This is a genomic window from Leadbettera azotonutricia ZAS-9, assembly GCF_000214355.1.
GTDB lineage: Bacteria > Spirochaetota > Spirochaetia > Treponematales > Breznakiellaceae > Leadbettera > Leadbettera azotonutricia.
The window spans coordinates 2,987,212-3,013,183 of the sequence record NC_015577.1; the positions used below are offsets into that span (position 1 = coordinate 2,987,212).

Sequence of the window (25,972 nt, forward strand, 5' to 3'; positions counted from 1 at the left end):
CGCGGGAAATCTGCTTTTATGTTTACCGTTTCCTGAAACATGGGGATAGTGTACTACTTACGGGGAATTTGTCAATAATCCGATGGATTTTCCGACAAAATCCGGATACCGGTTATTAAGGTAAAGAGCGGAAAGTGTATCTATCAAACTATAGGCTTCCGCCCAGAGCTGGTTTGCGGCTATTTAACATTGCATTTTCTGGTTGTTTACCCCATACTAGTAACAGAGGTTGGCTATGAATGAACCAAGTGATTATATCTCCATCGACCCCGCAATCCGTTTTGGGAAGCCCTGCATCAAGGGAACCCGGATCGCGGTTGGCGACATACTCGGCTGGCTTTCCTCCGGCATGAACCATGCGGAAATAATTGAGGACTACCCTGAATTGCAGGAAGTTCATATCCTCTCTGCCCTTGCCTTCGCTGCCCAACGTGACGCCATGACCAAACTGGTTGTCCATTCCACCCAAGCTGTAAAGTCAGCGTGAAATTGTTGCTTGACGCCAATATCTCCTGGCGTCTTTGCTCAGTCCTTGCTCCCCGTTTTGGCGAGTGTGCCCATGTGAACAAGACGATCCTTCCATTCCCGGCTACAGATACCCAAATATGGAATCATGCCAAAGAGAACAACTATATTATTGTCACCCAGGATGCTGATTTTCTCAATTTCCTCCAGACAAAAGGCTATCCTCCCAAGATCATCCTTCTTCATACCGGGAACATCAGTACTAAAGAGGCTGAAAAGATACTATTACAGGCCAAGCCCTCTATTGAAGAACTGGACAGCAAAGACTTGGGGTTGTTGGAAATTTGGTAAATTGGCTATAAACTGCCAGCTCCACTCGGGGCTTGCCCCAGGGTTGTTGATTAAGGTAAAGAGCGGAAAGTGTATTACTCCCCTAATGCGAGGAGCGTCTCTTGTAACTTGGCCCGTAACAAGGGGTCTGATAGCTTCCGGGGCTCCACCTTCCCGTGTGGGTTCGGTATGACCCGATAGGCGCCGTTTCCCAAAGCAGTATATACATCAGCGACGAGCTTGTCCGCCACTTCAACAGAACCCTAGCGGGTCAGCACCTCTTCCCTGTCCGAAAGTATCACATCCAGGGTTTGGGCTTTCCCTGCCCTGAGAATTTCCACTTTGATGATTTCGCCGGGCTTGTTGTCTTCCAGGGCAGAGTACAGATCCTTCAGGCTGTTGGTTTTCATGCCATCCACGGAAGTGATGATGTCGCCCCCAAGGTAGATGACGCTGCGGCCGTACTGGACCGGTTCTGTGCCCTGGCGCAGACCTGCCCTTTCGGCAAAGCCGCTGTGCCTGGTCCGCGAAACCAGAAGGCCCGAGCTGACCGGAAGCTTGGCATAGCTCACCAGGGAGGGGAAGATTTGCACTACTGTGGCATCTATCCAGCCCCGCTTCACCTTGCCGTATTCGATGATTTCGGCTACCACCCGTTTGGCTGTGTTGATGGGCACCGCAAAGCCTATGCCCACGGAACCGCCGGAAGGCGAGTAGATCATGGTATTGATGCCTATCATCTTTCCCTTGGTGTCGAGAAGGGGGCCCCCCGAGTTGCCGGGGTTGATGGACGCATCGGTCTGGATCATGTCCCTGATGATGTTGTTGGCGGAGATTTGTATGGGCCGCCCGAGACCTGAGACTATGCCCACCGTGAGGGTTCTTTCCAGGGCAAAGGGGTTGCCTATGGCAAGCACCTTTTGGCCCACCTTGAGGCCGTCGGAACTGCCAAAGGGTATGGTCCTGAGATCCGTCCCCCTGGGGGGTTCGAATTTCAGGACCGCGATATCGTTTTCAGGGTCAGTCCCGACAATAGTGCCTTCGAACTGGCTGCCGTCGGACAGGTTGATGAAAACCTTGTAGGCGTTCTGGATAACGTGGTTGTTGGTGAGCACAAAGCCCCTGGTGTCTATGATGGAGCCGGAGCCGGAGCCGCCTTCCTGAGGGACAGGCTCGAGGAACCAGTTGATGGCCACGGTTTCGGTGGTGATGTTCACTACGCCGGGGTTGAGCTGTTCATAAATGTTGATATTCTCCCATTCATCCTTGGTGTAGAGATCCTGATCCGCGGTGTTGATTTTGAGGGGGCTGGCGGACTGGAGGAGCTCCGGTACATTGGCGGCGGCTTTTTCTGCCTGCCCCGCCTGCGAGACCCCGGCGGCCCCGTCGCCCCCTGCCCCGCTGCCAAAGCCCGGGAATTTAAAAAGCCCCAGCCCCAGGGCAAGCATCACCCCTATAAGGCCGGTAAGAACCGAAAAAAAGACCACCTGCCTGCGGCTGTATAATTTCATTCTGTCCCCCATATCTTATCGTGCCCATCTTAATATATATTGAAAGAACTGTCGATAAGATAATGGAAATGGATAAATTTCTCTTGCATTATTTTTCATTAACTCTCCTTCTGCTGCTTCCGGCCTCCCTCTTTGCCCTGGACACGCCTACAGGCAAGATCGAGGACGATTCGTCCCTGCGCATAAGCCTGACCGATTCATGGTTCCACGAAACCCCCGGCAGGGTACTCAACAAAAAGGCCGAGTACCACACCCTCAAGGGCGGCGGAAGGATACAGGTGAGGGTCGAAGCCAGCAAAGACGAATTCATGATCGTCCTTGCCCGGGAACTCCAGGGAAGCAATTCCTACCCCGGCTGGGCCCAGGGCTCATGGGTACTCACCCGCAGCCGCAGCGATGGCGCACCAACCCGCATACGCATCTTCCCGAGGAGCGACCCTTACGTATACATACAATTCCGCCCCTTCAGCCTTGACAAGTGCCAGATGGATGTTGTGCTTTACGACGGCTATATAGTCCGATCTCTCCCCTTGCCCATCTCCTTCGAGCGTCTCTACACGCTGCCCGTGGAAGAGGCGCTGGCATCGGCGGGCGACAAATTCCCCCGCAAATATTTTGAAGCCGACCCCGATATGTACCGGGATCAGCGGGCCTTCGTTTCGGCAGTCCGCGCCCGGCTCCCCAGCCTCGATTTCCGTGACGATGGCGCCATCGACAGCCGGGGGGACTATGTTTTCATCAACACCCTGGAAAGCCAGATTTCAAGGATCGAGAAAGGACAGCCCCCGGAGGGCCTCAACTGTTCGGGCTTTGCCAAATGGGTGGTGGACGGCATCTTAAAACCCCTCACCGGCGAACTCCTCCCCATACCCCCGTTAAAAGAACCTTTCGGCAATCGGGGCGATTCATTCACCGAACCCTGGGAGCGCGCCAGGGACCCCTTCTTCGGGCTTGACTGGTGCCGCAACCTGGCCTCCCGCGCAGGCGCTGTCCTGCGTTCCCCCGCCTTTGCCGCGCTCGAAGAAATCGAAGTGCGCCGTTGGCCATTCTCCCAGGTCATGACCCGCAGCCCCGACGGGAACAGGATTGTCTCCTACCCGGGCTTCCTCGAAAACGCGGGCTTCGGCATAGAGGGCCTCCACCCCCTGCTCTACACCCTTGCCATAGACGAGCCCAACCGCATCTACCTCGCCGCAGTAAACACCGAAACCGGCGACCCCACCACTGCCCGGAATCCGCGGGGTTTGCCCCGGCTGCGCCAATACTTCCATATAGCAGTGCTGGTTCCCTACTTCAACGAATACGGCAACTTTCAGGTCACGGTTTTTGAAAGCGCGGCAGAAACATCGTTCACTGGGGAAACAGCATTCACGGGGTTCAAGTCCCGGTATCCGGGGCATTTTGTCAATCTTTCGCGGGTGCCTGTGGACGGGAAATTCGAGCCCTAAAAATCGGCGCCTTGCGCCGAAAAGGATTTTGCCATGCGTGTTTTTGTAACAGGAGCGACAGGTTATATCGGTTCCGATGTTGTCCGGGAACTCGTCAATGCCGGACATAAAGTCATTGGCCTGGCCCGCTCGGACAAGGGCGTCGCAAAACTAAAGGAAGCCGGGGCCGAAGCGCACCAAGGTTCGCTTGACGACCTGGACAGCCTTCGCAGCGGGGCCGCGCGTGCGGACGGCGTCATTCACCTGGCATTCAAGCACGATTTCTCGAACTTTGCCGCTTCCCTCGCTACGGATTTGCACGCGATAGAGGCGATAGGCGAAACGCTTGCGGGTTCCGGCAAGCCCTTTGTGACGACTGCCCATGCAAACGGAACAGCTTCAGACAACGCGGTGATGGCATTGGCAACCCGTGGCGTGAGAGCGTCAATCGTGTCCCTCGCGCCATCCGTGCATGGCGATGGCGACAAGGGTTTCGTTCCAGTAATAATAAGCACCGCCCGCGAAAAAGGCTTCTCCGCTTATATCGGCGACGGGTCCAACCGTTGGCCAGCTGTGCATCGACTTGACGCGGCGCATCTTTTCCGGCTGGCGCTGGAATCCGCTCCGGCAGGTTCAAAACTGGACGGGGTTGGGGACGAGGGTATACCATTCCGCGACATCGCCGATGCAATAGGCCGCCGCCTGAACCTGCCCGTAGTCAGCATTTCGCGCGGGGAGGCGGACGCCCACTTCGGCTTTCTCGGCGCCATTGCAGCGCTTGACTTCCCAAGGTCGAGCATACGGACCCAGGAACTCCTGAACTGGAAACCGGCGCATCCCGGTCTGCTCACAGACCTCGAACAGGGCGACTACTTTGACAAGATAACACACAGGCGCATTTGACAATAGTTGCATGACCGCATTCGGTCATTAAGATCTTTTTATATCCATGACTTCGCCTAAAACATTTCTGAGATCCGTCATAATCTTGTACAACCGCTCCCGGTCAGCCAGGGCTTCTGTATGTTCTGTCCGGGCGACTTCAAAACGACGCAGCAACGCTTTGTTCTCTGCCTTTAACGCAGATATCTCAAGCCTTGCCTTGTCCAGCTCTTCTTCCAAAACTTCGGATTTAGTCACAGTTTCCCCATTCGAATATACCTACATTCAATGCAATCTACCTTATAGATGCGTTTTGGGCCTCGAAGGCTTTGATTTCCGCATAGAGGTCCTTAAGGGGCATTTCACCGTACAACGTTCGCTGCCATTCGGTGTAATTAAAAGGTTCACGCAACATAAGGGTGATAAAACGCTCGGCTTCCACGATTCCAAGGGTGTCCGCCAGAATCCGCATTCCGTCGCTTTTTAGCAATGCGTCACTTTTCATTGGTATACTCCTCCACAAAAGTTATTGGATTCACCACCGCAATACCGCGTATGTTTTTATTGAGAATTTTTTTATCGGTAGTGATGAAATAATCACAAGCGGCATAGATTGATGAAGCGATATGTAATGCGTCTTTGGAGCGCAGCTTCTGTTCCATTAGTTCACCGGCGTTGAGTAAGATTGTCTCATTCAGGGTACAGTGAACCGTTGCCAAATCTTTCCAGGCTTTGATCCGCTCGCGCTTTTCGGGAAAGGGATTGTCATTATTTTCATACTCATTCACCGAGGACCATACCAAATCAAGTTGTTTCTCTTTGACCAGTTCCTGTATATACAGTTTTGCCTCGGCTTCTAATCGGACTATAATGGCAAGCTGTTCATCAAAAGGCCGATTATAGCTGCAATTATCCAGATATATTCTCATACCCCTACTATACTGTAAAAATGGGGATATAGCCAACAGTACAATTACAGTAAGTGCCAGGTTGCCCCCTCGTGCCGCACTCGCCGTCTATCATGCGTTTTTCCACATTGACAATCCTGTTTGCCTTGAGGAATTTGTTTAATTCGTCGCATACTGTTGCCAAATCGAGTTGTTTCTCTATAACCAGTTCCATAATTAAGCGGATTTTGGAACTGAATCAATTTGCTTTCATTGAAAACGCAACTGCGCCCATCTCTGCAGTTTTGAATTAAAAAAAGCAGAGATAAGCGCAGTCAGATTAATCCTGTCATGGAGGATCAACACCCTCCGGCAGTGGTTGCGGGCCTGTGATTTTTCATTTTCTTTGCCGCGCCCTTGCCCCTGACAAATCCTCATTTTTCTGCTATACTCGCTATACTTATATGTGGATAAAAAAATGAAATTTCCTGCTGTGGCTTTTGATCTGGATGGCACTCTTTACCCGAACTACAGTTTCTATGCAAGGCTCGTTCCTTTTTTATTGAAGGAACAGCGTTACCTGAGGGCCTTCGGGAAGGCCAGGGACAGGCTCAGGGCCGAGGAATGCAATTTGGCTGCGCCGAATTGCTTGGAAGTTTCGTCAGGCGAAACTCCAGGCCGCCTTTCCGAAAGGAACTTGTCATTCTATGAGCGGCAGGCTGCCTACATGGGGGAGATTCTCCATGCGAAGCCGGAGCTGCTCCTTCAAAAAACCGAAAAAATCATTTACCGGGGCTGGGAGCCTATCTTCAAAAAGGTCAGGCTTTTTCCCCATGTGATAGAGACCCTCAGGGCGCTTAAGGAAGCGGGGGTCAGGCTGGGGCTCCTTTCCGATTTCCCCCCGGAGGCCAAGCTTGAAAACCTGGGGCTGGGCGGGCTTTGGGATGCGGTGCTCTGCTCCGAGGCTATAGGCTGCCTCAAGCCCGGGCCCCTGCCCTTCGCGGAACTGGCGAAAACCATGGGCTGCACCCCCGGGGAGATGCTCTACGTGGGGAACAGTTTCCGCTACGATGTGCTGGGCGCGCAAGGGGCGGGCATGAAGGCTGCCTGGGTGGTTTCCCGGTCCAAGGCCAAAAAACAGGCTCGGGGCCTGAAAAACGCGCCTGCGGCGGAACTGCCAGCGAAGCCCGCAGCGGATTTTGTCTTTTCCGACTATCGCAAATTGCGCGATTATGTGTTAACCTAGAAGGCAAATGGGCTTTTTTACCGTAGGAAACCTCTTAACCCTGGGCATTGTAGCCTTGGTTCTCATTCTGTACCGCCAATTGGACAGGCGGGGCCGTTCCCTGGACAAGCTGAGCAAATTCGCCGAAAAAATCAAAACCGAATTCAGGGCCTTTACGGACGAACAGGGGGAAGCGGTAAGCGGTTACCGCGCGGAACTCAAGGTGGAGCAGGAAGCTGCCAAGGTCCTGATGGATCGGATTAAAACCACCAACGAAGAACTGGCCGAAAAGTCCGCCGCTGTCGCGCGACTGGAAGAACGGCTCAAAACCTACGAAAGCTCCATGGAAGAGTTGTCGGGCATGACCGGCAGGGTACAGGAAAACCTCAACAGGATACGGGACGAGTCCGCTTTTGTGGAAGGGGCTGCCCGGCGCGTTACCGAGGCCAAGTCCGGCCTTGAGGATCTGGAGAACGGCCTTCAGAGCCTTGAGATCCGCTTTGAGCGGGACAATGCCGAATCCCTGGAGAAGACTGCCGAGTCCGTCATAGCGGCGGTGAGGTCCGCGGTTTCCGATCTCGAAGCCAATGCGGAAACCATAGAGCGACAGGTGGACGAGCACCGCGATGCGGTGAACAAGATAGAACAGGAACGGGCCGCAAGCCTGGCTCGGGACATGGACATAGTGAACAGGACCCTCAAGACTGCTGTCGAGCAGGCGGGACTCAGGGCGGACCGCATGGAAGAAGCAGCCCTGGTCAAGCTCAAGGAGCAGGCCCAGGAACGCATCAGGCGGCTTCAGGCGGCGGAGGAAGAGCGGCTCAAGACCTACCAGGAAAGCGCCAAAAACCGGGTGGCGGAGAGCCAGGGGCTGGTAAAAACGTTCCGCGAGGAATGGCGCACAGAACGCCAGGAATGGGAAACCAGGGATAAAGCCCTCAGGGATGAATGGAAAAAAGATCTTCAGGAGATGAAGAATGCTGTGGCGGATCAGGAAGCCCAGCTGGTAAAAGTTTCGGAAGAGATGAAACGCAAAGCCCTGGAAGTTACAGGCGCGAGGCTCGAAGAATACCGCCAGGCCCAGGACGGGGAATTCAGGCGCCTCGAAGCCCTCACCGAAGACAGCCGCAAGCTGGACGCGGAGCTCCGCAGGAGCATGCAGGAAGTCACAGCGAAAGTCCGTGACGAGTTTATCCTTTTCGAAACCGAGTCCGACAATGCCCGCAAGGCCGCGGCTGAAGAATTCAGTTCCGCTGCTGCTGCACTCAGGCAGGATATGGAAGGTGTAGAAAAAGAATTAAACAGCCTCAAGAACCAGGCTTATCAAAATGTGTCGGAAAAACTGCAAGTCTTCGAAGACGATTTCTTTGCGGACCTGGCCCGCCGTTCAGGGGACATAGAGCGCCGCCTTTCGGAATGGCAGGACAACCTCGAAACCAAACTCAAAGCCCTGGGCGAAGACGCGGAAACCAGGCGGCAGGATCTTGAAACGAAGCTCAGCGAAGACATGAAAAAAACCCTTGACGCCCAGACCGGCAAGCTCCTTTCGGATCTTGAACGGCTTAAGATCGAGTCCGGCGCTTTTGAAGAAAGCATACGAGGCAGGATGAATGCTGCCGACGATTCCCTTGCATCCTACAAGGCTGAGCTCGACCATAACCTTGAAGACGCCCGGGAAAGCGCCGAGCTTACCATCAAGGCCGAAATCGGGAACTACGCCCTCACCACTGCGGAAACCATCAAACAGAACCAGCGGGAGCTTGAGGGAAAATTCCGCGATATTTCCGGGTATGTCGAAAACCGCAATACTGAACTCAGCGGGATTATCGATGCATCAAGGCAGAGCATCTCCGGCCTTGACAGCCGCATAGCAGCGGTACGGTCTTCCATTGAGGAGGCTTACCAGGACGCGGATTCCAGGCGCAGCGAAATTGTCGCCCGCGCCGAGGAGCAGGCCAAAACCCTTGACGCCGAGGTCAAAGACGCCGAACGGCACATCAAAGAATTCTTTGACCAGACCAAACTCATCGATCAGGCCAACGAGCTCAAAATCGACATGGAACGGCGTATCGAAGATCTCCGGGGCGACATCAACCGCCTGGATCAGCGCCGTTCCGAAGCTGCCCAGCTTGAAAGCCAGTTCGTCAAGATACGCCGCCTTGAAGACGAGGTCAACGCCAAGATGACCCGCTTCCTTTCGGAAAAGCACCGTATCGAGCAAATGGACGCGGATTTCTCGCGGCTGATTCAGATTTCCCGGGCGGTGGAAGAAAAACTCACCCAGGTTACCGCCTCGGACGATATACTCCAGCAGATGCAGGTGCAGATACGCAAGCTCGAAGAATCCCTGGAAGACGCGGAAGAAAAGTACCAGCGCATTGAAAAGAAAAACCAGACCCTGGACATGACTGCCGACGGCATAGCCAGCAACTTCAAGGCCCTCCAGGAATCCGAAAAGGCCATCGAAAAAATCCAATCCGATCTTTCCCGTCTCGGTTCCGATCACGAATCCCTTAAAAATTCCATCGAAGCCCTTGCAGGGGAAAGCGAAAAAGCCCGTGAAACAGCAGACGAGATCTCGGTCCTCGATGAAGCCCTTGCGGAAATCAGGGAAAAGACCAACGCATTGCAAAAAGCCAGGGAATGGATAGCCCAATCCGAAACCCGCCTTGAAGTTCTCAACAAGCAGGTTCAAACCAATTTGAAGATCATGGAAGGCGTTATAAACGGGAAGGGCGGCGACCCCCTGGGCACCGGCGCGCCCTCAATCGGCAAGAGGGAAAGCATCATAGCCCTGGCGCGCCAGAGCTGGACTGTAGAACAGATAGCCAAAACCCTTAAAATTTCCCAGGGCGAAGTCGAGCTCACCCTCGAAACCTTCAACAAAGAATAAGATCCGAGGCAGTTCCAAAACATCGGATTTTGGAACCAGCTCATCTACCTCGCCTTTCCGACTCCCCGCCTCTTGCAGTGTTTCGCGAGGGGGCAGCGTGAGCAGAAGGGGCTCACGGGCCTGCAAACATTCTGTCCGTACAGCACCAAAAGCGCATTGATGCGTTTCCAGTAACGCTTGGGCAAAATTTCCCGGAGTTCCGCCTCGGTTTTATCCGGCACCTCCGTTTCGACCCAGCCCATGCGGTTTGAAATACGGTGCACATGAATATCAACACAGATGCCATCCATATCAAAGGCTTCGGTCAGGACAAGATTCGCGGTTTTTCTGCCGACTCCCGGAAGGCTGAGCAGCGCATCCATATCGGCAGGGACTTTCCCCCCGTATTGCGTTAACAGTATTACTGCGATTTTCTGCAAATTGGCTGCTTTAGTGCGATAAAAACCAGCAGGGTAAGCGAGTTTCGCGGTCTTTTCTTCCCCCAGCCCAATAAGCTCTTTTGGCCCGGGCGCCTTTTCCAAAAGCGATTTGGAAGTTTTCAGGGTTACGGCATCTTTGGTGCGGAGGCTCAGGATAGTTGACACCAATACTGCCCAAGCCTTGTCCGGAGGGGAACCTCGCTCCTTGAGCTCTTCCCTGTCCGAAAGGACAGTTCTTGGGGTTCCAGGTTCTTTTTTGTATTCTTCGGCTAGCGCAGTTACGGAAGGATCGCTTCCCTCGCTTGCGGCCAAATGCTCCCTGCGCCATTTTTCCAATATTCTGAAAACAGCGCCCCACTCCGGCTTCATGTATCATCCCTCTCAAGGAGGCACACAACCAGGGCTTCTACAGCCTCACTGTGCCCCAATTCGCCAAGACCCTCATTGGTCTTGGCTTTAACAAAGACAGCGCTTTTGTCAACGCCCAACGTGCCAGCCAGGGATGCGCAAATTTTATCCCTAAAAGGGAGTATCCTGGGTTTCTCGCAGGTAATCACGCAGTCAATATTGACGATCCTCCAGCCCGCCTCCCTGGCCTTGTTCCATGAGATGCCAAGCAGTTTCATGGAATCCGCATCTTTCCAGGCTGGGTCAGCGGGTGGAAACAATTCCCCAATGTCGGCAAGCCCTGCCGCCCCCAGCAAGGCATCCGCAAGGGCATGGGCAAGCACATCCCCGTCGGAGTGGCCTGCCTCCCCTTTCTCAAAGGGAAGCTCCACGCCCCCCAAAAGGAATTTTCGCCCTGTAGCGAGCTTATGCAAATCTTTGCCTAAACCAATCCGAAACATATAACCTTCCAATATCCGCCTTAAGCTTTTCTCCCCGCAACGATGAGCATTTGCGCCGCCTCGTCGTAGGGGTCCTCGTCCCAGCTGCCGTAAATATCCACCGAAGCAAAACCCGCATTAAGCATGAGGCTGCGGAGTTCGGAGGCCGCGTAGAGGCGCTGGATAAAAACTTTTTCCTGCCTCTCCCCGTCTTTAATAATGATCCACCGGTTCCACATGCTGCCCCAGGAATCTACCGGTGCGCTCTCGGTAAGCACAGTTAATCCTCCCCTCTCGAACCATTCAGCCTCGACAAAATCCCTTACTGCTATCTCCTTTCCCAAAACTTCGATGATAAAGACCCCGCCGCTTTTAAGCGAGTAAAGGGCGTTTTTTAAAAAGAGGAGATCGTCCAGGGGATCTTCAAAATAACCGAAGGAATTATAGAGGTTCAACGCGGCGTCAAAGGCTTCTTTTCTTTTAAAGGAGCGCACATCTTTTTGAATGAATTCCACATCAAGCTTATCGTAGGCTGCATCTTCTTTTGCGGAGCTCAGGTAGCTTTCGGTAATGTCCACCCCCGCAGCCCTGAAGCCCCTGCGGGCAAGCTCCAGGGTAATACGGCCAAAACCGCAGCAGAGGTCGAGGATGCGGGGCGCCTTCCTGCCCTTGATATCCAGATCGTACAGATTGAGACGGGCCATTCGGGTAATGCCGTCAGCCACTGCGGGGACCTCTGCCCAGCGTGCCGCATCGAACATGACGGGAGCATAGCGCTCCCAAAATTCAGCATCCTCGAACCACTCTTTTTTTGAACTCATATTTGTATTATATTATAAAAATGAAAATAAATAAACTTGTTTTTGCATTGCTTGCGGCTCTGGTTCTTGGCGCCTGCAGCTCAAGCCCAAAAGTTTCTCCGGTTCCTTCTATTGAGGAAGATGCTGAACCGCCACAGGGCCCGAAATATCTGGAGTATTCCGAAAATTACGAGGTAACTATCTCTACACCCAGCCTTGTGGTATTCAACTGGCATAGGGACTATTATTCCGGCGGCGCCCACGGCATGCAGGAAAAAACCTGGTATGTCATCGATAAAAAAGCAAACGAAACCATCAGGCGTTCCGATGTCTTTAAGCCAGGGAGCGAAGGCCAGCTTCAGGAACTCATAGAAAGCGCTTTGAGGAAACGGGATAAACTGGAAAGCTATGAAGCCCTCTCCTCCGGGGTTTATTTTGAGGATACTGTGGAAATCACGGATAATTATTTCTTTTCCAGGACAGGCGTGGGCTTCCACTGGGATCCTTATGAGATAGCCCCTTATTCCGAAGGGATAATTGAAATAATCCTCCCCTATGGCGATTTAAGGAGCCTCCTGAATCAAAAAGGCCTTGCCTTGGCAGAAGAAGTCCAAAAAGGCTGAGCCAAAAGCGGCGGCTTAATGTTCCTCCTCCAAATTCCGATATTGGAAGGGATGGAGGAGCATAATGAAACGCTATTGCATAAAATGCCGGGCCGGGCGCATAGAATACTTTGATGTGCTTGCGGAAAATGACGACGGCTTTAAGGTGAGGCTCACCAGGATCAGCGACGGGAACGAAAAAGTCATCGAAGAATTCATGTCCCGCCACCTCTTCGACATTTGCTATAAGACCGGGTATATCTTCGAGATGGAGAAGCAGGCTGCCACAGCCTGATATCCGCGGTTTCAGGTGCTTGCGTAAAAAGGCTTCACTAACTAAACTTTCTCCATAATGAAGATCCGTGTAAAAATCTTCCTGGTGGTTCTCCCTCTTATTATTGTTACCCTGCTTCTGTCGGAGGCATCTTCCTATTTCCATGCAGTGAACGGCATTACCCGCATTGCCCGGCAATTTTTGAGCTTTAAAGCCAATGAACTTGAAAAATACGCCGAAAACCAGTGGGATCTTCTCACAGAGAACAACTATGCGGGCAGGCCCGATATGGTTCAGGCTGCCAAAAACGCAGTGACAAACTACGCCCAAAGCATCATTTTAAGCGACACCGAAATAATCCTGGCCCTGGATGAGTCAGGCAGCCTTGCCATGAGCACCGCGCCCCTGGATCTCAAGACAGGCGAAGCGGCCCTGCTCCTCAGTCTGCTTAAAGAAGAAAACGAAGGCATAAACAGCGCGGCTTTTGGCGGCAAAGCCCGGACCTTTGCTTCCTTCTATTTTACCCCCTTCCAATGGTATGTGCTTCTCACTGAAGAAGATGCCGCTTTTTACAAGGATGCTGAATCCATACGTTTCCAAACCATAGTGGTTCTGGCAATCGCCCTTGGTCTTGCGGCCCTGCTCCTCATATTCTTTACCCGGCATCTCACCAATCCTTTGAGCCGGGTTATCAAAGCCATGAACGCTATCATCACCAGCGGTGACCTCGCATCCCGGGTAGAGGTTGAATACCGGGACGAAACCGGAAGGCTGGCATCCACCTTCAACATCATGATCGGGGATCTGGAAAAAGCTTATAGCCAGATTAAGCATTATGCATTTGACGCCGTATTGGCAGGGAAAAAAGAAGAACGCATCAGGCAGATATTCCAGCACTATGTGCCCCAGGATGTCATCAATGAATCTTTCAAAAACCCTGAACAGCTTCTGCCGGGAAAAGATATGCCAATGGCGATACTCTTTTCTGATATTCGCAATTTTACTACCATTTCAGAAGAAATCGGCGAGCCCCGGATTCTTGTGGAATCTCTTAACCGTTATTTTGAAACCGAAGTTGACGCTATCTACAAGCGCAATGGCTGGGTAGACAAATACATAGGCGATGCCATCATGGCCCTCTGGGGCGCCCCGGTAAAACACGAGGACGATGTGATTAATTCGGTAATGGCAGGTCTTGACATGCTTAACGCTTTAAAAAAATTCAATGCGGAACAAAAAAAGAACAACAAGAAAGAATTCCCCATAGGCATTGGCATCAATTACGGTATTGTTACCGTAGGAAACATAGGCAGCACCCACAAGCGGGATTATACGGTCATAGGCGATAACGTAAACCTGGCTTCCCGCATGGAAGGGCTCACCAAAACCTATAAGTCGGAACTCCTCATAACCGAATCGGTTTATAAAAGCATACAGCGGCCTTCCTCTCCCAACCTTAAGGGAGGACCCCAGCTTCCCTGCCGCCTTCTGGACAAGGTCGCGGTCAAGGGCAAAAAAGAAGGGGTCAGGATCTATACGGTCAAACAGGGCTTGACTGCGGAAGAAGAAAAAGCCTGGGTCTATCATAACCAGGGCATGGAACTTTATTTTAACCGCGATTTTTCGGGGGCAGCAAAACGTTTCAAAGAAGTCCTTGCCCTGCTTGCAGGGGATTTCAATGCGGCAACATTGCTGGAGCGCTGCGAAATCTATACAGCAAATCCGCCGCCCGCAGACTGGGACGGCGTAGAAGTAATGCATACGAAATAGCATTAGTGTTAATTAACAGTATTACTGTTGATTCAATAAAAGCTGTCTTATCGCCTCTATCTGAACCTTCTGATTTTCATTTTCCCTGGTCAAGGTTTCGTTTTGGCGCTGGAGTTCCGTTGCCCTCGCCTCTGTTGCTGCGGCTGTCTGGACTGCGGCCTGTACCTGGCTTCGGGCCTCTGTAACTGCCTGGGACTGTTCAGCAATGCGCTGCTCCTGATCGGAAGTCCTCCCCATCAAGGTTTGTATGCTTTCGTCCTTTTGGTTCATGGACTGCTGCTGGTTTGCGATCTGGGTTTGAAGGGCCGCGATTCTGCTTTCATAGCTGGTCGCCAATGCGTTCTGGGCAGAATCCTGTGACGACATGGCCGTAATAGTCCGTTCAAGCTCCGAAGCCCTTTGTTCAAGGGCCTCGTTCCTGGAGATAAGGGCTGAAAGCTCTTCACTGCTATCATCCGACGGAAGAAGTGAAACGTTTTGGGCCGCTGCTGCTTTCTGAGCCTTCGCTTCTGCGACAGCTGCCTCGATGGATGCAATGGCAGCCAGATGAGCCTGTCTGCGGTTTTCGATGGAACGTATGCCCTGCAAGGCGGGGGTATTGAGAAAACCTCTCATTGCCCCAAGGGTATTGGCAGCATCGTCAAGGCGGCCCGATTTGATCATGTCGTTTACCGAAACGTAATAGCCGCCCAGCTGGCTTTCGGCAGCCTGAGCCCTTTCCTGCTCATTGCCCAGGCGGCGGAGTTCTTCCATAGCCGCGCTGAGATCTGCCTGACCCTGGCTGATCTGGGACGAAAGCTCCCTGGCCCTTTCCTCAGCCTGGGCGCGGAGGGTTGCCTCCCGGTTATGGGAATCTTCAAGTATTTTTGAACGCTCTTCCTGGAGGCCCGTTAAGGTGCTGCGGTAATCATTCTGCATTTGGAGGAGGTATTCTGCCCTCTGTTTCTGTTCTTCTGTGAGGGACTCAACAGAAAACTGAAGCTCCCGGTATTCAGCGTCCGCATCGGAAAGCTTGGAGAGTATGCCGTTTATCTCCTGTTCTTTTTCGCTTATCTGCCTGTTGGTTTCCTGGCGTATTTCCTGGATAAGCTTGCGCTCCGTGAGGCCCAGGGTAGCGCCGCCCTCATGTATATCCTGCTCATCACGGTCATGGGAGAACAAGAGAAAGGCAAAGCCCCCTGCCAATAGGAGTATCGCCGCTAAATTGACAAAAAGAGGAAAAAGGACACCCTTCTTTTTTGCCTGGATTTTAAGATCTCCAGCCTCCGGAGCAATGCGGTTTTCCGAAGAAAGGGTATTTATCTGGTTGAGTATTTCCTGTTGCTCTTCTGCGGAAAAACCTGCGGTACTGTCGAAAACTTCTTCTGACTCCATGTTACACCTGCACTTTACTTGGCATCAATGCTTTTAATCTCTTTGGCAGCCAGGCGCACACCCCCTGCCTTGAGTCCCCGTACATTGTAATCCTGGGCTTTGAATGTTTCTTTTAACACCTTAAGCCTGGGCTTGGGCGCATAATTCGCAGTAAAACTGAACTTGAGCCTCGTGTCCGTATGGAGCACCACAGCCCCCTCGGGCACCAGGGAATAGTCCTTGTTCATGATCCAGCCCTCAATGACACAGCGTTTGATGCAGGGATAACCGGTCTCTGCCTCTTTGTAAATGAGGGTAAAGACTATATCGCTTAACGCATCCTTGTCTGCCACGCCTATCCACCAGGCGTCGGGGCCTATAAAGGCTTTTTCGGGCAGGTCGGTTACGGACCAGGAACCGTTGTTTCGCAGGGTGAGTATGCGGTCAAAAGAGGATACTTCAGCCACCACTTCCCCTGCAACCCCTGTCCCAAGGTAGCCTGTTTTACGGTCGTACTTGAGCTCGAGATCTTTTTTGACCACTTCCTTGACATCTATCTTTTCGAACTTTCCAACCCTGGTGCGGCGCTGACCCCTGCCGAGCTCTTCGTTGACTTTGATCTTGGCAATGAACCCGTCCAGGCAGCTCACCGCATAAGCGGTGATGTTTTTGAGATGCCCATTGATCTCCTTGATCCTCGCAAGGATATCGTCCATCTCCTTTTTGGCCTTGTTGATATCGTAAAGCGAAATCCTGCGTATGGGAATTTTAAGGAGGTGTTCTACATCGTCATGGCTTACACCCCTGGGGCCTATCTCTTTCATAAAAGGCTTAAAGCCGTCGAGAACCGCCTTTTCTACGCCTTCAGCGGTCTTCATCTTTTCTATGCCCTTGTAAATTCTTTCTTCAATAAAGATGCGCTCCAGGGTGCGGAGGTGAACCTTGTCCTGGAGTTCTTTCTTTTCAAGTTCAAGCTCTTTGGTAAGAACCTTTACAAGCTGCCTTGCATTGTTCTTGATGACTTCGGTAACTGTCATCACTACGGGAAGGCCATCCTTGATCACCAGGAGATTTACCGAGATGGACTGTTCACATTCGGTAAAAGCAAAGAGGGCGTCTGCGGTTTCCTGGGCATACACGCCCCGGGCAAGCTTGATTTCTATTTCCACCTTGTCCGAGGTAAAGTTGGTGATACTCATTACCTTAAGCCTGCCTGACTTGGCCGCAGTTTCCACGCTATTCATGAGGCTTTCGGTAGTGGAGCCAAAGGGCAGCTCCCGGATGACTATGCGTTTGGGATCGGATGTATCAAGTTTGGCCCTGACCAGGACCTTGCCGTTCCCGTCCTGATAATCCGAAACATCCACGAGGCCCCCTGTGGGAAAGTCAGGGTAAAGCTCGAACTTTTTGCCTCCAAGGCAGGCTTTCTCGGCTTCCAAAACCTCAATTGCATTATGGGGCAGTATCTTGGTGGACATACCAACGGCAATGCCTTCGGCACCCATCACAAGGACTACCGGTATTTTCGCAGGGAAGAGTACGGGCTCCTTATTGCGGCCGTCGTAAGAGTCCGCATAGGGGGTTAGTTTGGGATTATAGAAAACATCCTTGCCCAGAGAGTTGACCTTGCACTCAATATACCTGGGTGCTGCCGCACCGTCACCGGTATAGATATTCCCAAAATTGCCCTGCCTGTCTATAAAGAGTTCCTTATTGGCAAGCACCACCAGGGCATCGCCTATGGAGGCATCCCCATGGGGATGGTACTTCATGCACTCCCCCACTATATTTGCGACCTTATGGAACTTTCCATCGTCTTTCTCAAAAAGGGTGTGGAGTATGCGCCGCTGCACGGGCTTAAGGCCGTCTTCAAGGTCGGGTATGGCCCTGTCCTTGATTACATAGCTCGCGTATTCCAGAAAATTTTTGTCGAACAGGTTTTTTATGTATGCCATATAATTTCCTTCCCAATAGTATCATAAGAAGGGAGAAGATGTAATATCATTATTTTCATAGCTTCCCCTTTACTATTTTTCTGAAAACCGGCAATTCAGCCTTGCCTGTTTCAGTGACAGGCTTAACCCACTTTCCGGAATTCATATACCAGAGCAGAATTCCGATTCGAAGGAATTCATCAAGATAGATCAGGCCAAAAACCACAAGAAAAGGCGCGTTAAGCTTAAGGCCAAAAAGGGCCACAGCAGGAATGGTAATAATGAAAAGGCCGCATATCTCTATCACCGTGCCGAACACAGACTCTCCTGCAGCCCTGAAAATATTGTTATTAATGTAGTTGCAGGTTCTTATGGTTCCTGTAACCATATATATATAAAGCATACCCTGGGCATAAAAGTACGCATCTTCTCCAAGGCCGAATAAATGGAGTATAGGAGAACGCAGTAAAAGTACCATCGACCATATAGTCAGAGTTACCAGGGGAACCAGCAAGACAAAACGCTTGGCGTCCCTGTACCCGTCAAGGTGTTCCCCGGCCCCGATTTGCTTTCCGACTATTACGGAACTTGCATTGGCGAGGCCCCCAAAAAAGGCAAACACAAAACCTTCCAAAACCCTGAACACAGCCCAGGCCGCAATACCCGATTCAACCTGACGGCCTATAATCATATTGAGGAGGAGCTGCCCCACCCCATAAAGAACCTCATTAAAAACTACAAAAATTATTTTGGAAAAAAAAGTTTTGACAAAACCTTTTTCCCATCCATAATGCTCCCTGACTCTGGTAATAAAAGAATATTTATCATTAAGACAATAGATGTAAAGCACCAATATATGCACTACATTGGCAATTACAGTACCTACTGCGGCGCCTCGTATTCCCATCTTCGGAAACCCAAACATACCAAAGATCAGGAGCCAGTTGAGGATAGTATTGGTAATAAGGGAAGCTATGGACGCAAAAAGAGGTATTTTTACCTTTTCAATAGAACGAAGCAGGGAACCCATAGCCATGGCCAAGGTTTGCAAAGGATAACTCCAGCCTACTATACGCAGATAAGGAATCCCCGCCTCTCTTATGCCTTCCTTGTCAGTATACATCCCCATGATTAATTCGGGAAAAAAGACAGCGAAGAAGCCGAAGACAAAACCTACAGTCATCATGGTTATCAGGGTAATGCCGTAAGCCTTGCAAATCCCTTTCTCATCTTTTGCGCCCCAATACTGGGCAAAAAAGATCGTGCCGCCGTTGCAAAAACCGAAATACCCTGCAAAAAGAAGCATGGAAAAAAGGGCGCAGATCCCCACGGCCGCTACGGCAGTTTCTCCCACGGTCCCTACCATGATGGTATCCACCATGGAAGCCGAAGTTGTAAGAAGGTTTTGCAGAGCTACAGGAAGTCCTATGATAATGACATTTTCATAGAAACGCCGGTTACCCAGAAGAGGTGTTTTCAACTTATTACCAAGGCCATGCCAATCAGCCGGCGTCCCCTATCAGGTTCTTCATTATGTATTCACGCCGCTCCGGGGTATTTTTGCCCATGTAGAAGTCCAGTACCTGCGGCACTGCCTTGAGAGTGTTTACCGACACCGGCACAAGGCGTATATCCTCGCCTATGAACTGGCCAAACTCCTTGGGGTTGATCTCCCCAAGCCCCTTAAAGCGGGTAACTTCAGCCTGGCTCCCCAAAGCAGCAATGCACTCGTCCCGTTCTTTTTCAGTGTAAGAGTAAAGGGTCTCTTTCTTGTTGCGCACCCTGAAGAGGGGGGTCTCGAGTATATAGATCCTTCCCCCTGTAACGAGCTCTTCAAAATATGAGAGAAAAAATGTGAGAAGAAGATTGCGTATGTGGAAGCCGTCAAAGTCGGCATCGGTGGCGATAACAATTTTTGCGTAGCGCAGGCCCGATACGTCGTTTTCAATGCCCAGGGCCATCATCAAGTTGTAAAGCTCTTCGTTTTTGTAGATGGAAGCCCGCTTTTTGCCATACATGTTTTCTACCTTGCCCCGGAGGCTAAAGATAGCCTGGTTCATCACGTCCCTGCTTGAAACCATGGAGCCGGATGCTGAATCGCCCTCGGTAAGGAAGATAGTGGAATGCTCGCCCTGTTTTCCATCCTCAAGATGAAGCTTGCAATCCTTGAGTTTGGGAATTTTAAGGGCTATCTTTTTGGCAGCTTCACGGGCTTCTTTTTTTACCGCATTGAGTTCGGTGCGGAGGCTTTCGTTGGAGAGTATCTTGAGTTCAAGTTTCTTGCCGGCCTCAACATTCTTGTGCAGCCAGTCTTCGACAGCGGCCTTTACTTCCTGCACCAGCCATGTCCGTATGTCCGAGTTGCCCAGCTTGTTTTTGGTTTGGCTTTCAAACACAGGGCTCTTTAGTTTTACTGCGACAGTAGCAATGGTGCCTTCCCGGATATCTTCGCTGCGGTAATCTTTTTTAAAGTATGCCTGAATCCCCTTTAAAAAACCTTCCTTGAAAGCAGAAAGATGAGTGCCGCCATCGCTGGTGAACTGCCCGTTCACAAAAGAGAAGTATTCTTCCCCATAGTTATTGGTATGGGTAAAGGCAAACTCCAAATGGTCGCCCTTGTAATACCCTATTGGGTAGAGCTGATCGTCTCCGGTCTCTTCAGTAAGCAGATCGTAGAGGCCCCGTTTTGACACATAGGACTTGCCATTAAACATGAGTGTGAGCCCCGTGTTGAGGTACGCATAGTTGAGTATGCGCCTTTCGATAAATTCAAAATTGAATTCGTAGTCCCCAAAGATTTCTTTATCCGGCGTAAACTCCACAAAGGTGCCGTTCTTCTGCTTGTCCTTGAGCTTGCCTTTGCGGTTGGACAGCAAATCCCCCCGTGAAAAAACAGCCTCCGCAAATTCGCCGTCCCTGATGGCAACCACCCGGAAGTGCGAAGAAAGGGCGTTCACCGCCTTGGTGCCCACACCGTTGAGTCCCACGGAAAACTGGAACACGTCATCGTTGTACTTGGCGCCGGTGTTGATCACCGACACGCATTCCACAAGCTTGCCCAGGGGTATGCCCCGTCCGAAGTCGCGGATCTTTACCGTACCGTCTTTGACCACAACTTCGATGGTTTTGCCGTTCCCCATGATAAATTCGTCGATGCCGTTGTCTATCACTTCTTTGAGAAGCACATACATGCCATCGTCGGGGTTGGAGCCATCACCAAGGCGGCCTATGTACATGCCAGTGCGGAGGCGTATGTGCTCCAGGGAAGAAAGGGTCTTGATTTTGGATTCATCATAAACCCCGGATTTTGCGATAGGGGCAGCCTGGGATTTTTCGGAAGCCGCTGTTTTAGCGGACGCTTTTGCCTTTGCGGCTTTTGCTGTCTTTACATTCTTTGCCGTTTTCTTTGCCATGTACCTTTATTCCTTATCAACAATTTTTTGCAGTTCTTCAATATGAAAGCTTGATTCGCCTATGCGTTTTTCCATGCCGGCAATGGATTCTTCGGCGGCTGCAATCTTGCGGCGCTGGACTTCGATGTCGGTTTTAAGCTTTTCAATCTCCGCCTTTTCTTCGTCTATGGCGATGGCAGCCTTGAGCTTCTCAATATGAACATCGGCTTCTTTAACGGCTTCCCTGAGAAGCTTAACCTTGTCTCCTTTGGATCTGTCCTCTTCGGTCAGGAGGGGATCGAAATAATCATTCCAGGCGGGGGCAATGGCGAAAGAGCCAAAACGGCGACAGGCTTCACTGGCAGAATCCCTGGCCCTGGCGATATGCTTTTCTATGGTTTGGACACGCCGTGCCGGACTGCCCCCTGCAGCGATCATATCGGAGATCCTGCGGCGTTCTTCCTTGAGGGTGACAATTTCATCGCTTAAGGCCAGTGTCGCCTGGTAAAGATTCCCGGCTTTTTCAGCCAGTTCCTGCACATCCGCTTCGCCAGCCTCGTAACCCTCGCCGGTGGTTATGAATTTTTCGCCCGCAGCCCGGTAAATCTTGTGAAGCCCCGCCTGATTCTTCATCAGCATGGTCTTGACTGCCAGAATTTGGGCATTTTTCCCTATCCATGTGAAGATATTGCCGGTTTTTTGCTCCAACTCATCCAGTTTGGCTTCCTGGTCATCGATTTTGAGGAGTAAATTGTCCAATTGGCTCTTGTAAGTGAGGGAAAAACTGTCAAACGCGGGATCTGCCAGCACATATTGGCCTAATTGAACAAAAAGAATGGAAACTTCCTTGGTTTTTTCAGAATATTCCAGCTCCTTATAGGAAATTTGCTCTTCCGCATCCTTCAATTTGCGGGTATCAGTCTCAATAGAAACGATTATTTCCCCGTTTTCCGCGATCTCCTTGAGGAGTTCCCGGTATTCCTTGCAGGCAAGATAGGGACTGTCGGCCAAACCTGGAGCTTCCGCCGGCTCATTCCCGCCTTCGATGCGGGAAAGAAGGGATTCACCCAGGGTTTCAAGGAGCTTGTCCACCCCTTCCTGATCTGTGCGCCGCTGGTCCTCAAGCTCCCGGATAGTCTTCTTTCTATCGTCCATAAATTTTCCTTATAATTTCTTCACTATTTTACTATAGATGAAGACATTTTTCTTGACAATCTGCCAAGACGGCTACATGATAGATATTTAGAGAATAGGAGTACTCATGGCTTACACAACCGAATTTATTAAAAATGTTTCCATCGCCGGGCACGGAGGCACCGGCAAGACCACCTTGTTTGAGCGCCTGCTTTTTGCAGGCGGCGCTATTGGCAAGGCAGAAACAGTGGAGTCCGGCAAAACGGTCAGCGATTCCACCACAGAAGAAATCGAACGCAAGATTTCTATTCATGCTGCAATGGCCCATGTCGAGAGAGCAGGCAAAAAGCTGAATTTTTTCGACACCCCCGGGTCTTCGGACTTTACCGGGGACGTGATACTCACCTTTAGGGCATCTGAATTCGCCATACTCACGGTTGACGGGCATGTAGGGGTTCAGATTGAGACTATCAAGCTCTGGCGGAACCTGGACATGCGGAAAAAGCCCCGGGGCATCTTCATTACCCGCCTTGACTCCGAACGCGCCGATTTCAGCAAGACCCTGGCGGACATAAAAGAGAAATTTAAGACTGAACCTGTGGCAATCACCCTGTCCATGGGAAACGGCCCTGCCTATAAAGGCGTTATCGATATATTGAACGGCAAAGCGTACCTCGCCGGCGGTGACGGGGTAGAAAAAGAAAGCCCCATTCCCGATGAATTCAAGGCGGAATACGAAGCTGCCCGGGAAAAGCTTATTGAAGCCGCAGCCGAAGGTGACGACACCCTCATGGAACACTATATAGACAAGGGTTCCCTGGATGCCGAGGAAATGCACAAGGGCCTCATCGAAGCCCTGGCTGAAAACAAGATACTTCCCGTGTTCTGCGGCGCCGCCCTTAAAAATTCAGGCCTTATTCCGGTTCTGGACTTTATCGCCGATGTCGGCCCCGATCCCCACACTGCCGAAGATATAGCCCTGGATGCCGAAGGCAAGCAGGTCGCAGTTCCCTTAAGTCCCGAAAAGCCCCTGGCAGGGCTGGTCATCAAGACTGCCTATGACCAGTTCTCAGGCAAACTATCATGGTTCAAGATCATCTGCGGAAAGCTCACGGCAGATGCTGAAGTTTACAATGTCTCTGAAAACAAAAAGGAGCGGGTGGGCAAACTCTACATCTCCCAGGGCAAAAAGCTTGAGGAAGTGAAGGAACTCTTCGCGGGGGATGTGGGCATTATCACCAAGACCGCCACCCTCAGAACCAACGACACGGTTACTGCCGGGGACTTGAGCCTCAAGTTCCTGCCCCTGCGCCTCCCCGAGCCTGTCCACTCAGTAGCAGTCAACGCGGTTGCCAAGAAGGACGACGATAAACTGGGCGAATACCTTGTCAGGGCTGCGGAAGAAGACAAAACCTTTAAGTACAACTTCAATGCCGAAACCAAGGAAACCGTTATCTCGGGCATGGGCGAACTCCAGATCAATATTATCCTGGATAAAATCAAACAGAACCAGAAAATCGAGGTCGAAACCCATGTGCCCCGGGTTGCCTACCGTGAGACCATCACCAAGAAGGCCGGCGCCGAGTACACCCACAAAAAGCAAACCGGCGGCCACGGCCAATACGGCAAGGTTGTCATGGAGATAACCCCCCTAAAACGGGGCGAAAACTACCAGTTCGTCAACGCCATCTTCGGCGGCGCCATCCCCAAGAACTTCATACCCGGCATAGAGAAAGGCGTGATCGAAGGCATGGCCCGTGGCACTATGGCCCAATACCCTGTAGTGGACGTGGAAGTGAAAATTGTGGACGGCAAGTACCACCCGGTGGACTCATCGGAGCTTTCCTTCAAACTTGCAGCCCGTAACGCTTTCCGCGAATCCATGCGCCAGGCCGGCCCCACCCTTCTCGAACCCGTCATGAACCTGACGGTTTTTGTGGAAGACAAATACCTGGGCGACGTGATGAGCGATCTTTCAGGCAAGCGGGGCAAAATCCTGGGTCAGGACGAAATGGGCGGCGGCATAGCCGAGATCAAGGCCGAAGTGCCCCAGGCAGAGCTGCTGCGGTACTCCATTGATCTCCGATCGATTACTTCGGGAACAGGGTCATTTGGAGTTGCCTTTGACCACTACGCGCCCATTTCAGGCAGAATCGCCGAGGATGTCATCAAAGCTGCCGAAGCGTTCAAGGTACAGGAATCGGACGAATAAAGCAGTGCAGCAGAAATTCTGGATGTGCATTTTATGATATTATACCCTATCGGGTATAATATCATTTGAAGTATATATTTTATACCTTATCAGGTATAAAATATAAAAATATTGACAAATTATACCCATTAGGGTATAATTTTATATTATGCAGAACCAAGTTGCACGTTTTACCAAAAGCCGGAGAAAAACTCTTGGCTTGACCCAAACCGAACTGGCGGAAAAGGCCGGAGTTGGGCTGCGTTTTGTGCGAGATCTGGAACAGGGGAAAACCACCCTCAGGATGGACAAGGTAAACGCGATTCTGGCCCTCTTTGGCCATGAGGCAGGACCTGTACCCATGCCGCAGGAAACCTCACAATGAGCCTGCGGAGAGGGACAGTTTACTACCAAAACCTCAAAGCAGGCCTTATCGAGGAGGAAGAGGATCAGTATCGCTTTCAGTATCTTCCTGAATACCTTGCTGATCCCCATGCCAGGGCAGTAAGCCTGACCTTGCCTTTACGGGAAGAACTTTTTACAAGTGAAAGGCTTTTTTCCTTTTTTGACGGCCTTATCCCCGAAGGATGGCTCCTTGAAACTGCGGAAAAAAACTGGAAGCTTGATCCACGGGACAGAATGGGGCTGCTCCTTGCTTGCTGCAGGGACACTATAGGCGCGGTAACCGTAGAGAGGGCTGAAAATGAATAAGTGCCTCTTTTGCTACGGGCCTTTGGAAGAGGGACAGTACCATTCAAAATGTTCAAAAAAAATTTTCGGTACTGCAGAGCCGCCCCTCCTCCCCTACGGCGAAGATTCCATACGGGAATTGGCCAGGGAAATAATTCAGCGCAGTGTTTCAGTTCCCGGGGTGCAGGCAAAGCTTTCGCTTCATCTATCAAATGAAAAAGGGCAGATGCCGAGGTTCACCCTGGTGGGCCTTTGGGGCCATTACATCCTGAAACCGCCGGTTGACGCGTATCCCCATATAGCCGAGATCGAAGACTGCACCATGCATTTGGCGGAAATTTTCCGCATGCCCACGGTTCCCCATTCGCTCATACTTATGGAAAACGGAAAGGGGAAACCCGCATACATCACAAGGAGGATCGACCGCGGCATCAAGGAAAAACGATCCCTTCACATGGAAGATTTTTGCCAGCTTTCGGGAAAACTGACAGAAGATAAATACCGGGGTTCCCTTGAAGGCTGTATCAAAATAATAAAGCGCTATTCATCCAATACCATGCTGGATACAATCGCGTTTTTTGAAATTGCCCTCTTCTCGTTTCTCACCGGTAACGGGGATATGCACCTCAAAAATTTTTCTCTTCTTTACAATGAGGATGGGACTATAAGTCTGGCTCCGGCCTACGATCTCCTTTCCACAAGGCTCCTCATTCCGGAAAAACTGGACAGCGAAGAATTCGCCCTGACCATGAACGGCAAGAAGAAAAAATTCACCTGCAACGATTTTCTAAAATTCGGCGCAGGCAGCGGACTTTCCCCACGGCAGATCGAAAACTGTTTCAAAAAGTTCAGCGCCTCTCTGGGAAAAGCCCTTGGCTTTATCCGCGCTTCGTTTCTCCCCGAAAAAATCCAGGATCGCTATTGCGGTCTTATAGAAAGCCGTGCCGAAAGGCTGGGGCTGTAAAC

Annotated in this window: 26 protein-coding genes; 13 read left to right on the forward strand and 13 right to left on the reverse strand. The window is 51.3% G+C overall.

Features of this window, described 5'->3' with window-relative positions:
* Positions 1 to 235: 235 nt before the first annotated feature.
* Both TREAZ_RS13140 and TREAZ_RS13145 read left to right on the forward strand, forming a co-directional pair.
* Entirely contained in the window at positions 236 to 487 is a 252-nt protein-coding gene (locus tag TREAZ_RS13140) for a DUF433 domain-containing protein (RefSeq protein WP_015712364.1), read from the forward strand.
* Positions 484 to 816: a DUF5615 family PIN-like protein gene (locus TREAZ_RS13145; RefSeq protein WP_043923103.1), complete on the forward strand. Its 333-nt coding sequence runs from the start codon at positions 484 to 486 to the stop codon at positions 814 to 816. The genes TREAZ_RS13140 and TREAZ_RS13145 overlap by 4 nt, the downstream gene beginning before the upstream one ends.
* A gap of 242 nt (positions 817 to 1,058) precedes the next feature.
* Here the strand turns inward: TREAZ_RS13145 and TREAZ_RS13150 are convergent, their stop codons facing one another.
* Complete coding sequence (locus TREAZ_RS13150; RefSeq protein ID WP_015712366.1) at positions 1,059 to 2,306, reverse strand: S1C family serine protease; 1,248 nt, start codon at positions 2,304 to 2,306, stop codon at positions 1,059 to 1,061.
* Between the two features lie 68 nt (positions 2,307 to 2,374).
* On the opposite strand from TREAZ_RS13150, the gene TREAZ_RS13155 reads away from it, so the two are divergent.
* A complete protein-coding gene (locus TREAZ_RS13155) occupies positions 2,375 to 3,754 on the forward strand; it encodes a hypothetical protein (protein ID WP_245535030.1) in 1,380 nt (459 codons plus the stop codon).
* Positions 3,755 to 3,787: 33 nt separating this feature from the next.
* A complete protein-coding gene (locus tag TREAZ_RS13160) occupies positions 3,788 to 4,636 on the forward strand; it encodes an SDR family oxidoreductase (protein WP_015712368.1) in 849 nt (282 codons plus the stop codon).
* A gap of 27 nt (positions 4,637 to 4,663) precedes the next feature.
* Here the strand turns inward: TREAZ_RS13160 and TREAZ_RS13165 are convergent, their stop codons facing one another.
* From TREAZ_RS13165 to TREAZ_RS13180, 4 genes are read right to left on the reverse strand one after another with little or no spacing between them, the layout of a single operon-like run.
* Entirely contained in the window at positions 4,664 to 4,873 is a 210-nt protein-coding gene (locus TREAZ_RS13165; protein ID WP_015712369.1) for a hypothetical protein, read from the reverse strand.
* A 37-nt stretch (positions 4,874 to 4,910) separates the two neighbouring features.
* Positions 4,911 to 5,120, reverse strand: coding sequence for a hypothetical protein (locus tag TREAZ_RS13170; RefSeq protein ID WP_015712370.1), 210 nt, complete (start codon positions 5,118 to 5,120; stop codon positions 4,911 to 4,913).
* The gene (locus TREAZ_RS13175) at positions 5,110 to 5,544 is read right to left on the reverse strand and encodes a type II toxin-antitoxin system VapC family toxin (RefSeq protein ID WP_015712371.1); all 435 of its coding nucleotides are present in this window, start codon (positions 5,542 to 5,544) and stop codon (positions 5,110 to 5,112) included. The genes TREAZ_RS13170 and TREAZ_RS13175 overlap by 11 nt, the downstream gene beginning before the upstream one ends.
* 7 nt (positions 5,545 to 5,551) lie before the next feature.
* Positions 5,552 to 5,737: a hypothetical protein gene (locus tag TREAZ_RS13180; protein WP_015712372.1), complete on the reverse strand. Its 186-nt coding sequence runs from the start codon at positions 5,735 to 5,737 to the stop codon at positions 5,552 to 5,554.
* Between the two features lie 231 nt (positions 5,738 to 5,968).
* On the opposite strand from TREAZ_RS13180, the gene TREAZ_RS13185 reads away from it, so the two are divergent.
* Complete coding sequence (locus TREAZ_RS13185; protein ID WP_245535031.1) at positions 5,969 to 6,748, forward strand: HAD family hydrolase; 780 nt, start codon at positions 5,969 to 5,971, stop codon at positions 6,746 to 6,748.
* Between the two features lie 7 nt (positions 6,749 to 6,755).
* Positions 6,756 to 9,620, forward strand: coding sequence for a SpiroCoCo family coiled-coil protein (locus TREAZ_RS13190; protein WP_015712375.1), 2,865 nt, complete (start codon positions 6,756 to 6,758; stop codon positions 9,618 to 9,620).
* A 44-nt stretch (positions 9,621 to 9,664) separates the two neighbouring features.
* Here TREAZ_RS13190 and TREAZ_RS13195 read toward each other — a convergent pair whose 3' ends face one another.
* From TREAZ_RS13195 to TREAZ_RS13205, 3 genes are read right to left on the reverse strand one after another with little or no spacing between them, the layout of a single operon-like run.
* Positions 9,665 to 10,408, reverse strand: a complete 744-nt coding sequence (locus TREAZ_RS13195; protein WP_015712376.1) for an endonuclease III domain-containing protein — start codon at positions 10,406 to 10,408, stop codon at positions 9,665 to 9,667.
* A complete protein-coding gene (ispF, locus tag TREAZ_RS13200; protein WP_015712377.1) occupies positions 10,405 to 10,887 on the reverse strand; it encodes a 2-C-methyl-D-erythritol 2,4-cyclodiphosphate synthase in 483 nt (160 codons plus the stop codon). The genes TREAZ_RS13195 and ispF overlap by 4 nt, the downstream gene beginning before the upstream one ends.
* 20 nt (positions 10,888 to 10,907) lie before the next feature.
* Complete coding sequence (locus tag TREAZ_RS13205; RefSeq protein ID WP_015712378.1) at positions 10,908 to 11,687, reverse strand: class I SAM-dependent methyltransferase; 780 nt, start codon at positions 11,685 to 11,687, stop codon at positions 10,908 to 10,910.
* Between the two features lie 20 nt (positions 11,688 to 11,707).
* Between TREAZ_RS13205 and TREAZ_RS13210 the strand changes: the two genes are divergently transcribed.
* The 3 genes from TREAZ_RS13210 to TREAZ_RS13220 all read left to right on the forward strand — a co-directional run bounded on the left by TREAZ_RS13210 (position 11,708) and on the right by TREAZ_RS13220 (position 14,312).
* Positions 11,708 to 12,289, forward strand: coding sequence for an RsiV family protein (locus TREAZ_RS13210; protein WP_148257819.1), 582 nt, complete (start codon positions 11,708 to 11,710; stop codon positions 12,287 to 12,289).
* Positions 12,290 to 12,353: 64 nt separating this feature from the next.
* Positions 12,354 to 12,563: a hypothetical protein gene (locus tag TREAZ_RS13215; protein WP_043923106.1), complete on the forward strand. Its 210-nt coding sequence runs from the start codon at positions 12,354 to 12,356 to the stop codon at positions 12,561 to 12,563.
* A 57-nt stretch (positions 12,564 to 12,620) separates the two neighbouring features.
* Positions 12,621 to 14,312, forward strand: coding sequence for an adenylate/guanylate cyclase domain-containing protein (locus TREAZ_RS13220; RefSeq protein ID WP_015712380.1), 1,692 nt, complete (start codon positions 12,621 to 12,623; stop codon positions 14,310 to 14,312).
* Between the two features lie 21 nt (positions 14,313 to 14,333).
* On the opposite strand, the gene TREAZ_RS13225 is transcribed toward TREAZ_RS13220, so the two are convergent.
* From TREAZ_RS13225 to TREAZ_RS13245, 5 genes are read right to left on the reverse strand one after another with little or no spacing between them, the layout of a single operon-like run.
* On the reverse strand, positions 14,334 to 15,686 hold the full coding sequence (locus tag TREAZ_RS13225) for a hypothetical protein (protein ID WP_015712381.1): 1,353 nt from the start codon (positions 15,684 to 15,686) through the stop codon (positions 14,334 to 14,336).
* A 14-nt stretch (positions 15,687 to 15,700) separates the two neighbouring features.
* Positions 15,701 to 17,620, reverse strand: coding sequence for a DNA topoisomerase IV subunit A (locus TREAZ_RS13230; RefSeq protein ID WP_015712382.1), 1,920 nt, complete (start codon positions 17,618 to 17,620; stop codon positions 15,701 to 15,703).
* Positions 17,621 to 17,675: 55 nt separating this feature from the next.
* Positions 17,676 to 19,079 (reverse strand): MATE family efflux transporter, encoded by a 1,404-nt coding sequence (locus TREAZ_RS13235; protein WP_015712383.1) that lies wholly within the window; start codon positions 19,077 to 19,079, stop codon positions 17,676 to 17,678.
* A gap of 22 nt (positions 19,080 to 19,101) precedes the next feature.
* Positions 19,102 to 21,012 (reverse strand): DNA topoisomerase IV subunit B, encoded by a 1,911-nt coding sequence (locus tag TREAZ_RS13240; RefSeq protein ID WP_015712384.1) that lies wholly within the window; start codon positions 21,010 to 21,012, stop codon positions 19,102 to 19,104.
* 6 nt (positions 21,013 to 21,018) lie between these two features.
* Entirely contained in the window at positions 21,019 to 22,146 is a 1,128-nt protein-coding gene (locus TREAZ_RS13245; RefSeq protein WP_015712385.1) for a hypothetical protein, read from the reverse strand.
* Between the two features lie 106 nt (positions 22,147 to 22,252).
* Between TREAZ_RS13245 and TREAZ_RS13250 the strand changes: the two genes are divergently transcribed.
* The 4 genes from TREAZ_RS13250 to TREAZ_RS13265 all read left to right on the forward strand — a co-directional run bounded on the left by TREAZ_RS13250 (position 22,253) and on the right by TREAZ_RS13265 (position 25,970).
* Positions 22,253 to 24,337, forward strand: coding sequence for an elongation factor G (locus TREAZ_RS13250; protein WP_015712386.1), 2,085 nt, complete (start codon positions 22,253 to 22,255; stop codon positions 24,335 to 24,337).
* 148 nt (positions 24,338 to 24,485) lie between these two features.
* Positions 24,486 to 24,701: a helix-turn-helix transcriptional regulator gene (locus TREAZ_RS13255; protein ID WP_015712387.1), complete on the forward strand. Its 216-nt coding sequence runs from the start codon at positions 24,486 to 24,488 to the stop codon at positions 24,699 to 24,701.
* Positions 24,698 to 25,027 carry a HipA N-terminal domain-containing protein gene (locus TREAZ_RS13260; RefSeq protein ID WP_015712388.1) on the forward strand — a complete coding sequence of 110 codons (330 nt, stop codon included), beginning with the start codon at positions 24,698 to 24,700 and terminating at the stop codon, positions 25,025 to 25,027. Before TREAZ_RS13255 ends, TREAZ_RS13260 begins: the two co-directional genes overlap by 4 nt.
* Positions 25,020 to 25,970 (forward strand): type II toxin-antitoxin system HipA family toxin, encoded by a 951-nt coding sequence (locus TREAZ_RS13265; RefSeq protein WP_015712389.1) that lies wholly within the window; start codon positions 25,020 to 25,022, stop codon positions 25,968 to 25,970. The genes TREAZ_RS13260 and TREAZ_RS13265 overlap by 8 nt, the downstream gene beginning before the upstream one ends.
* Positions 25,971 to 25,972 lie beyond the last annotated feature (2 nt).

Bases quoted from the DNA above. Each gene is read 5' to 3' on its own strand.
- TREAZ_RS13195 (WP_015712376.1), bottom strand. From the start codon at position 10,408: ATGAAGCCGGAGTGGGGCGCTGTTTTCAGAATATTGGAAAAATGGCGC.
- TREAZ_RS13160 (WP_015712368.1), top strand. From the start codon at position 3,788: ATGCGTGTTTTTGTAACAGGAGCGACAGGTTATATCGGTTCCGATGTT.
- TREAZ_RS13265 (WP_015712389.1), top strand. From the start codon at position 25,020: ATGAATAAGTGCCTCTTTTGCTACGGGCCTTTGGAAGAGGGACAGTAC.
- TREAZ_RS13210 (WP_148257819.1), top strand. From the start codon at position 11,708: ATGAAAATAAATAAACTTGTTTTTGCATTGCTTGCGGCTCTGGTTCTT.
- TREAZ_RS13220 (WP_015712380.1), top strand. From the start codon at position 12,621: ATGAAGATCCGTGTAAAAATCTTCCTGGTGGTTCTCCCTCTTATTATT.
- TREAZ_RS13180 (WP_015712372.1), bottom strand. From the start codon at position 5,737: ATGGAACTGGTTATAGAGAAACAACTCGATTTGGCAACAGTATGCGAC.
- TREAZ_RS13250 (WP_015712386.1), top strand. From the start codon at position 22,253: ATGGCTTACACAACCGAATTTATTAAAAATGTTTCCATCGCCGGGCAC.
- TREAZ_RS13255 (WP_015712387.1), top strand. From the start codon at position 24,486: ATGCAGAACCAAGTTGCACGTTTTACCAAAAGCCGGAGAAAAACTCTT.
- TREAZ_RS13215 (WP_043923106.1), top strand. From the start codon at position 12,354: ATGAAACGCTATTGCATAAAATGCCGGGCCGGGCGCATAGAATACTTT.
- TREAZ_RS13245 (WP_015712385.1), bottom strand. From the start codon at position 22,146: ATGGACGATAGAAAGAAGACTATCCGGGAGCTTGAGGACCAGCGGCGC.
- TREAZ_RS13205 (WP_015712378.1), bottom strand. From the start codon at position 11,687: ATGAGTTCAAAAAAAGAGTGGTTCGAGGATGCTGAATTTTGGGAGCGC.
- TREAZ_RS13240 (WP_015712384.1), bottom strand. From the start codon at position 21,012: ATGGCAAAGAAAACGGCAAAGAATGTAAAGACAGCAAAAGCCGCAAAG.
- TREAZ_RS13230 (WP_015712382.1), bottom strand. From the start codon at position 17,620: ATGGCATACATAAAAAACCTGTTCGACAAAAATTTTCTGGAATACGCG.
- ispF (WP_015712377.1), bottom strand. From the start codon at position 10,887: ATGTTTCGGATTGGTTTAGGCAAAGATTTGCATAAGCTCGCTACAGGG.
- TREAZ_RS13260 (WP_015712388.1), top strand. From the start codon at position 24,698: ATGAGCCTGCGGAGAGGGACAGTTTACTACCAAAACCTCAAAGCAGGC.
- TREAZ_RS13150 (WP_015712366.1), bottom strand. From the start codon at position 2,306: ATGAAATTATACAGCCGCAGGCAGGTGGTCTTTTTTTCGGTTCTTACC.
- TREAZ_RS13155 (WP_245535030.1), top strand. From the start codon at position 2,375: ATGGATAAATTTCTCTTGCATTATTTTTCATTAACTCTCCTTCTGCTG.
- TREAZ_RS13225 (WP_015712381.1), bottom strand. From the start codon at position 15,686: ATGGAGTCAGAAGAAGTTTTCGACAGTACCGCAGGTTTTTCCGCAGAA.
- TREAZ_RS13190 (WP_015712375.1), top strand. From the start codon at position 6,756: ATGGGCTTTTTTACCGTAGGAAACCTCTTAACCCTGGGCATTGTAGCC.
- TREAZ_RS13140 (WP_015712364.1), top strand. From the start codon at position 236: ATGAATGAACCAAGTGATTATATCTCCATCGACCCCGCAATCCGTTTT.
- TREAZ_RS13175 (WP_015712371.1), bottom strand. From the start codon at position 5,544: ATGAGAATATATCTGGATAATTGCAGCTATAATCGGCCTTTTGATGAA.
- TREAZ_RS13170 (WP_015712370.1), bottom strand. From the start codon at position 5,120: ATGAAAAGTGACGCATTGCTAAAAAGCGACGGAATGCGGATTCTGGCG.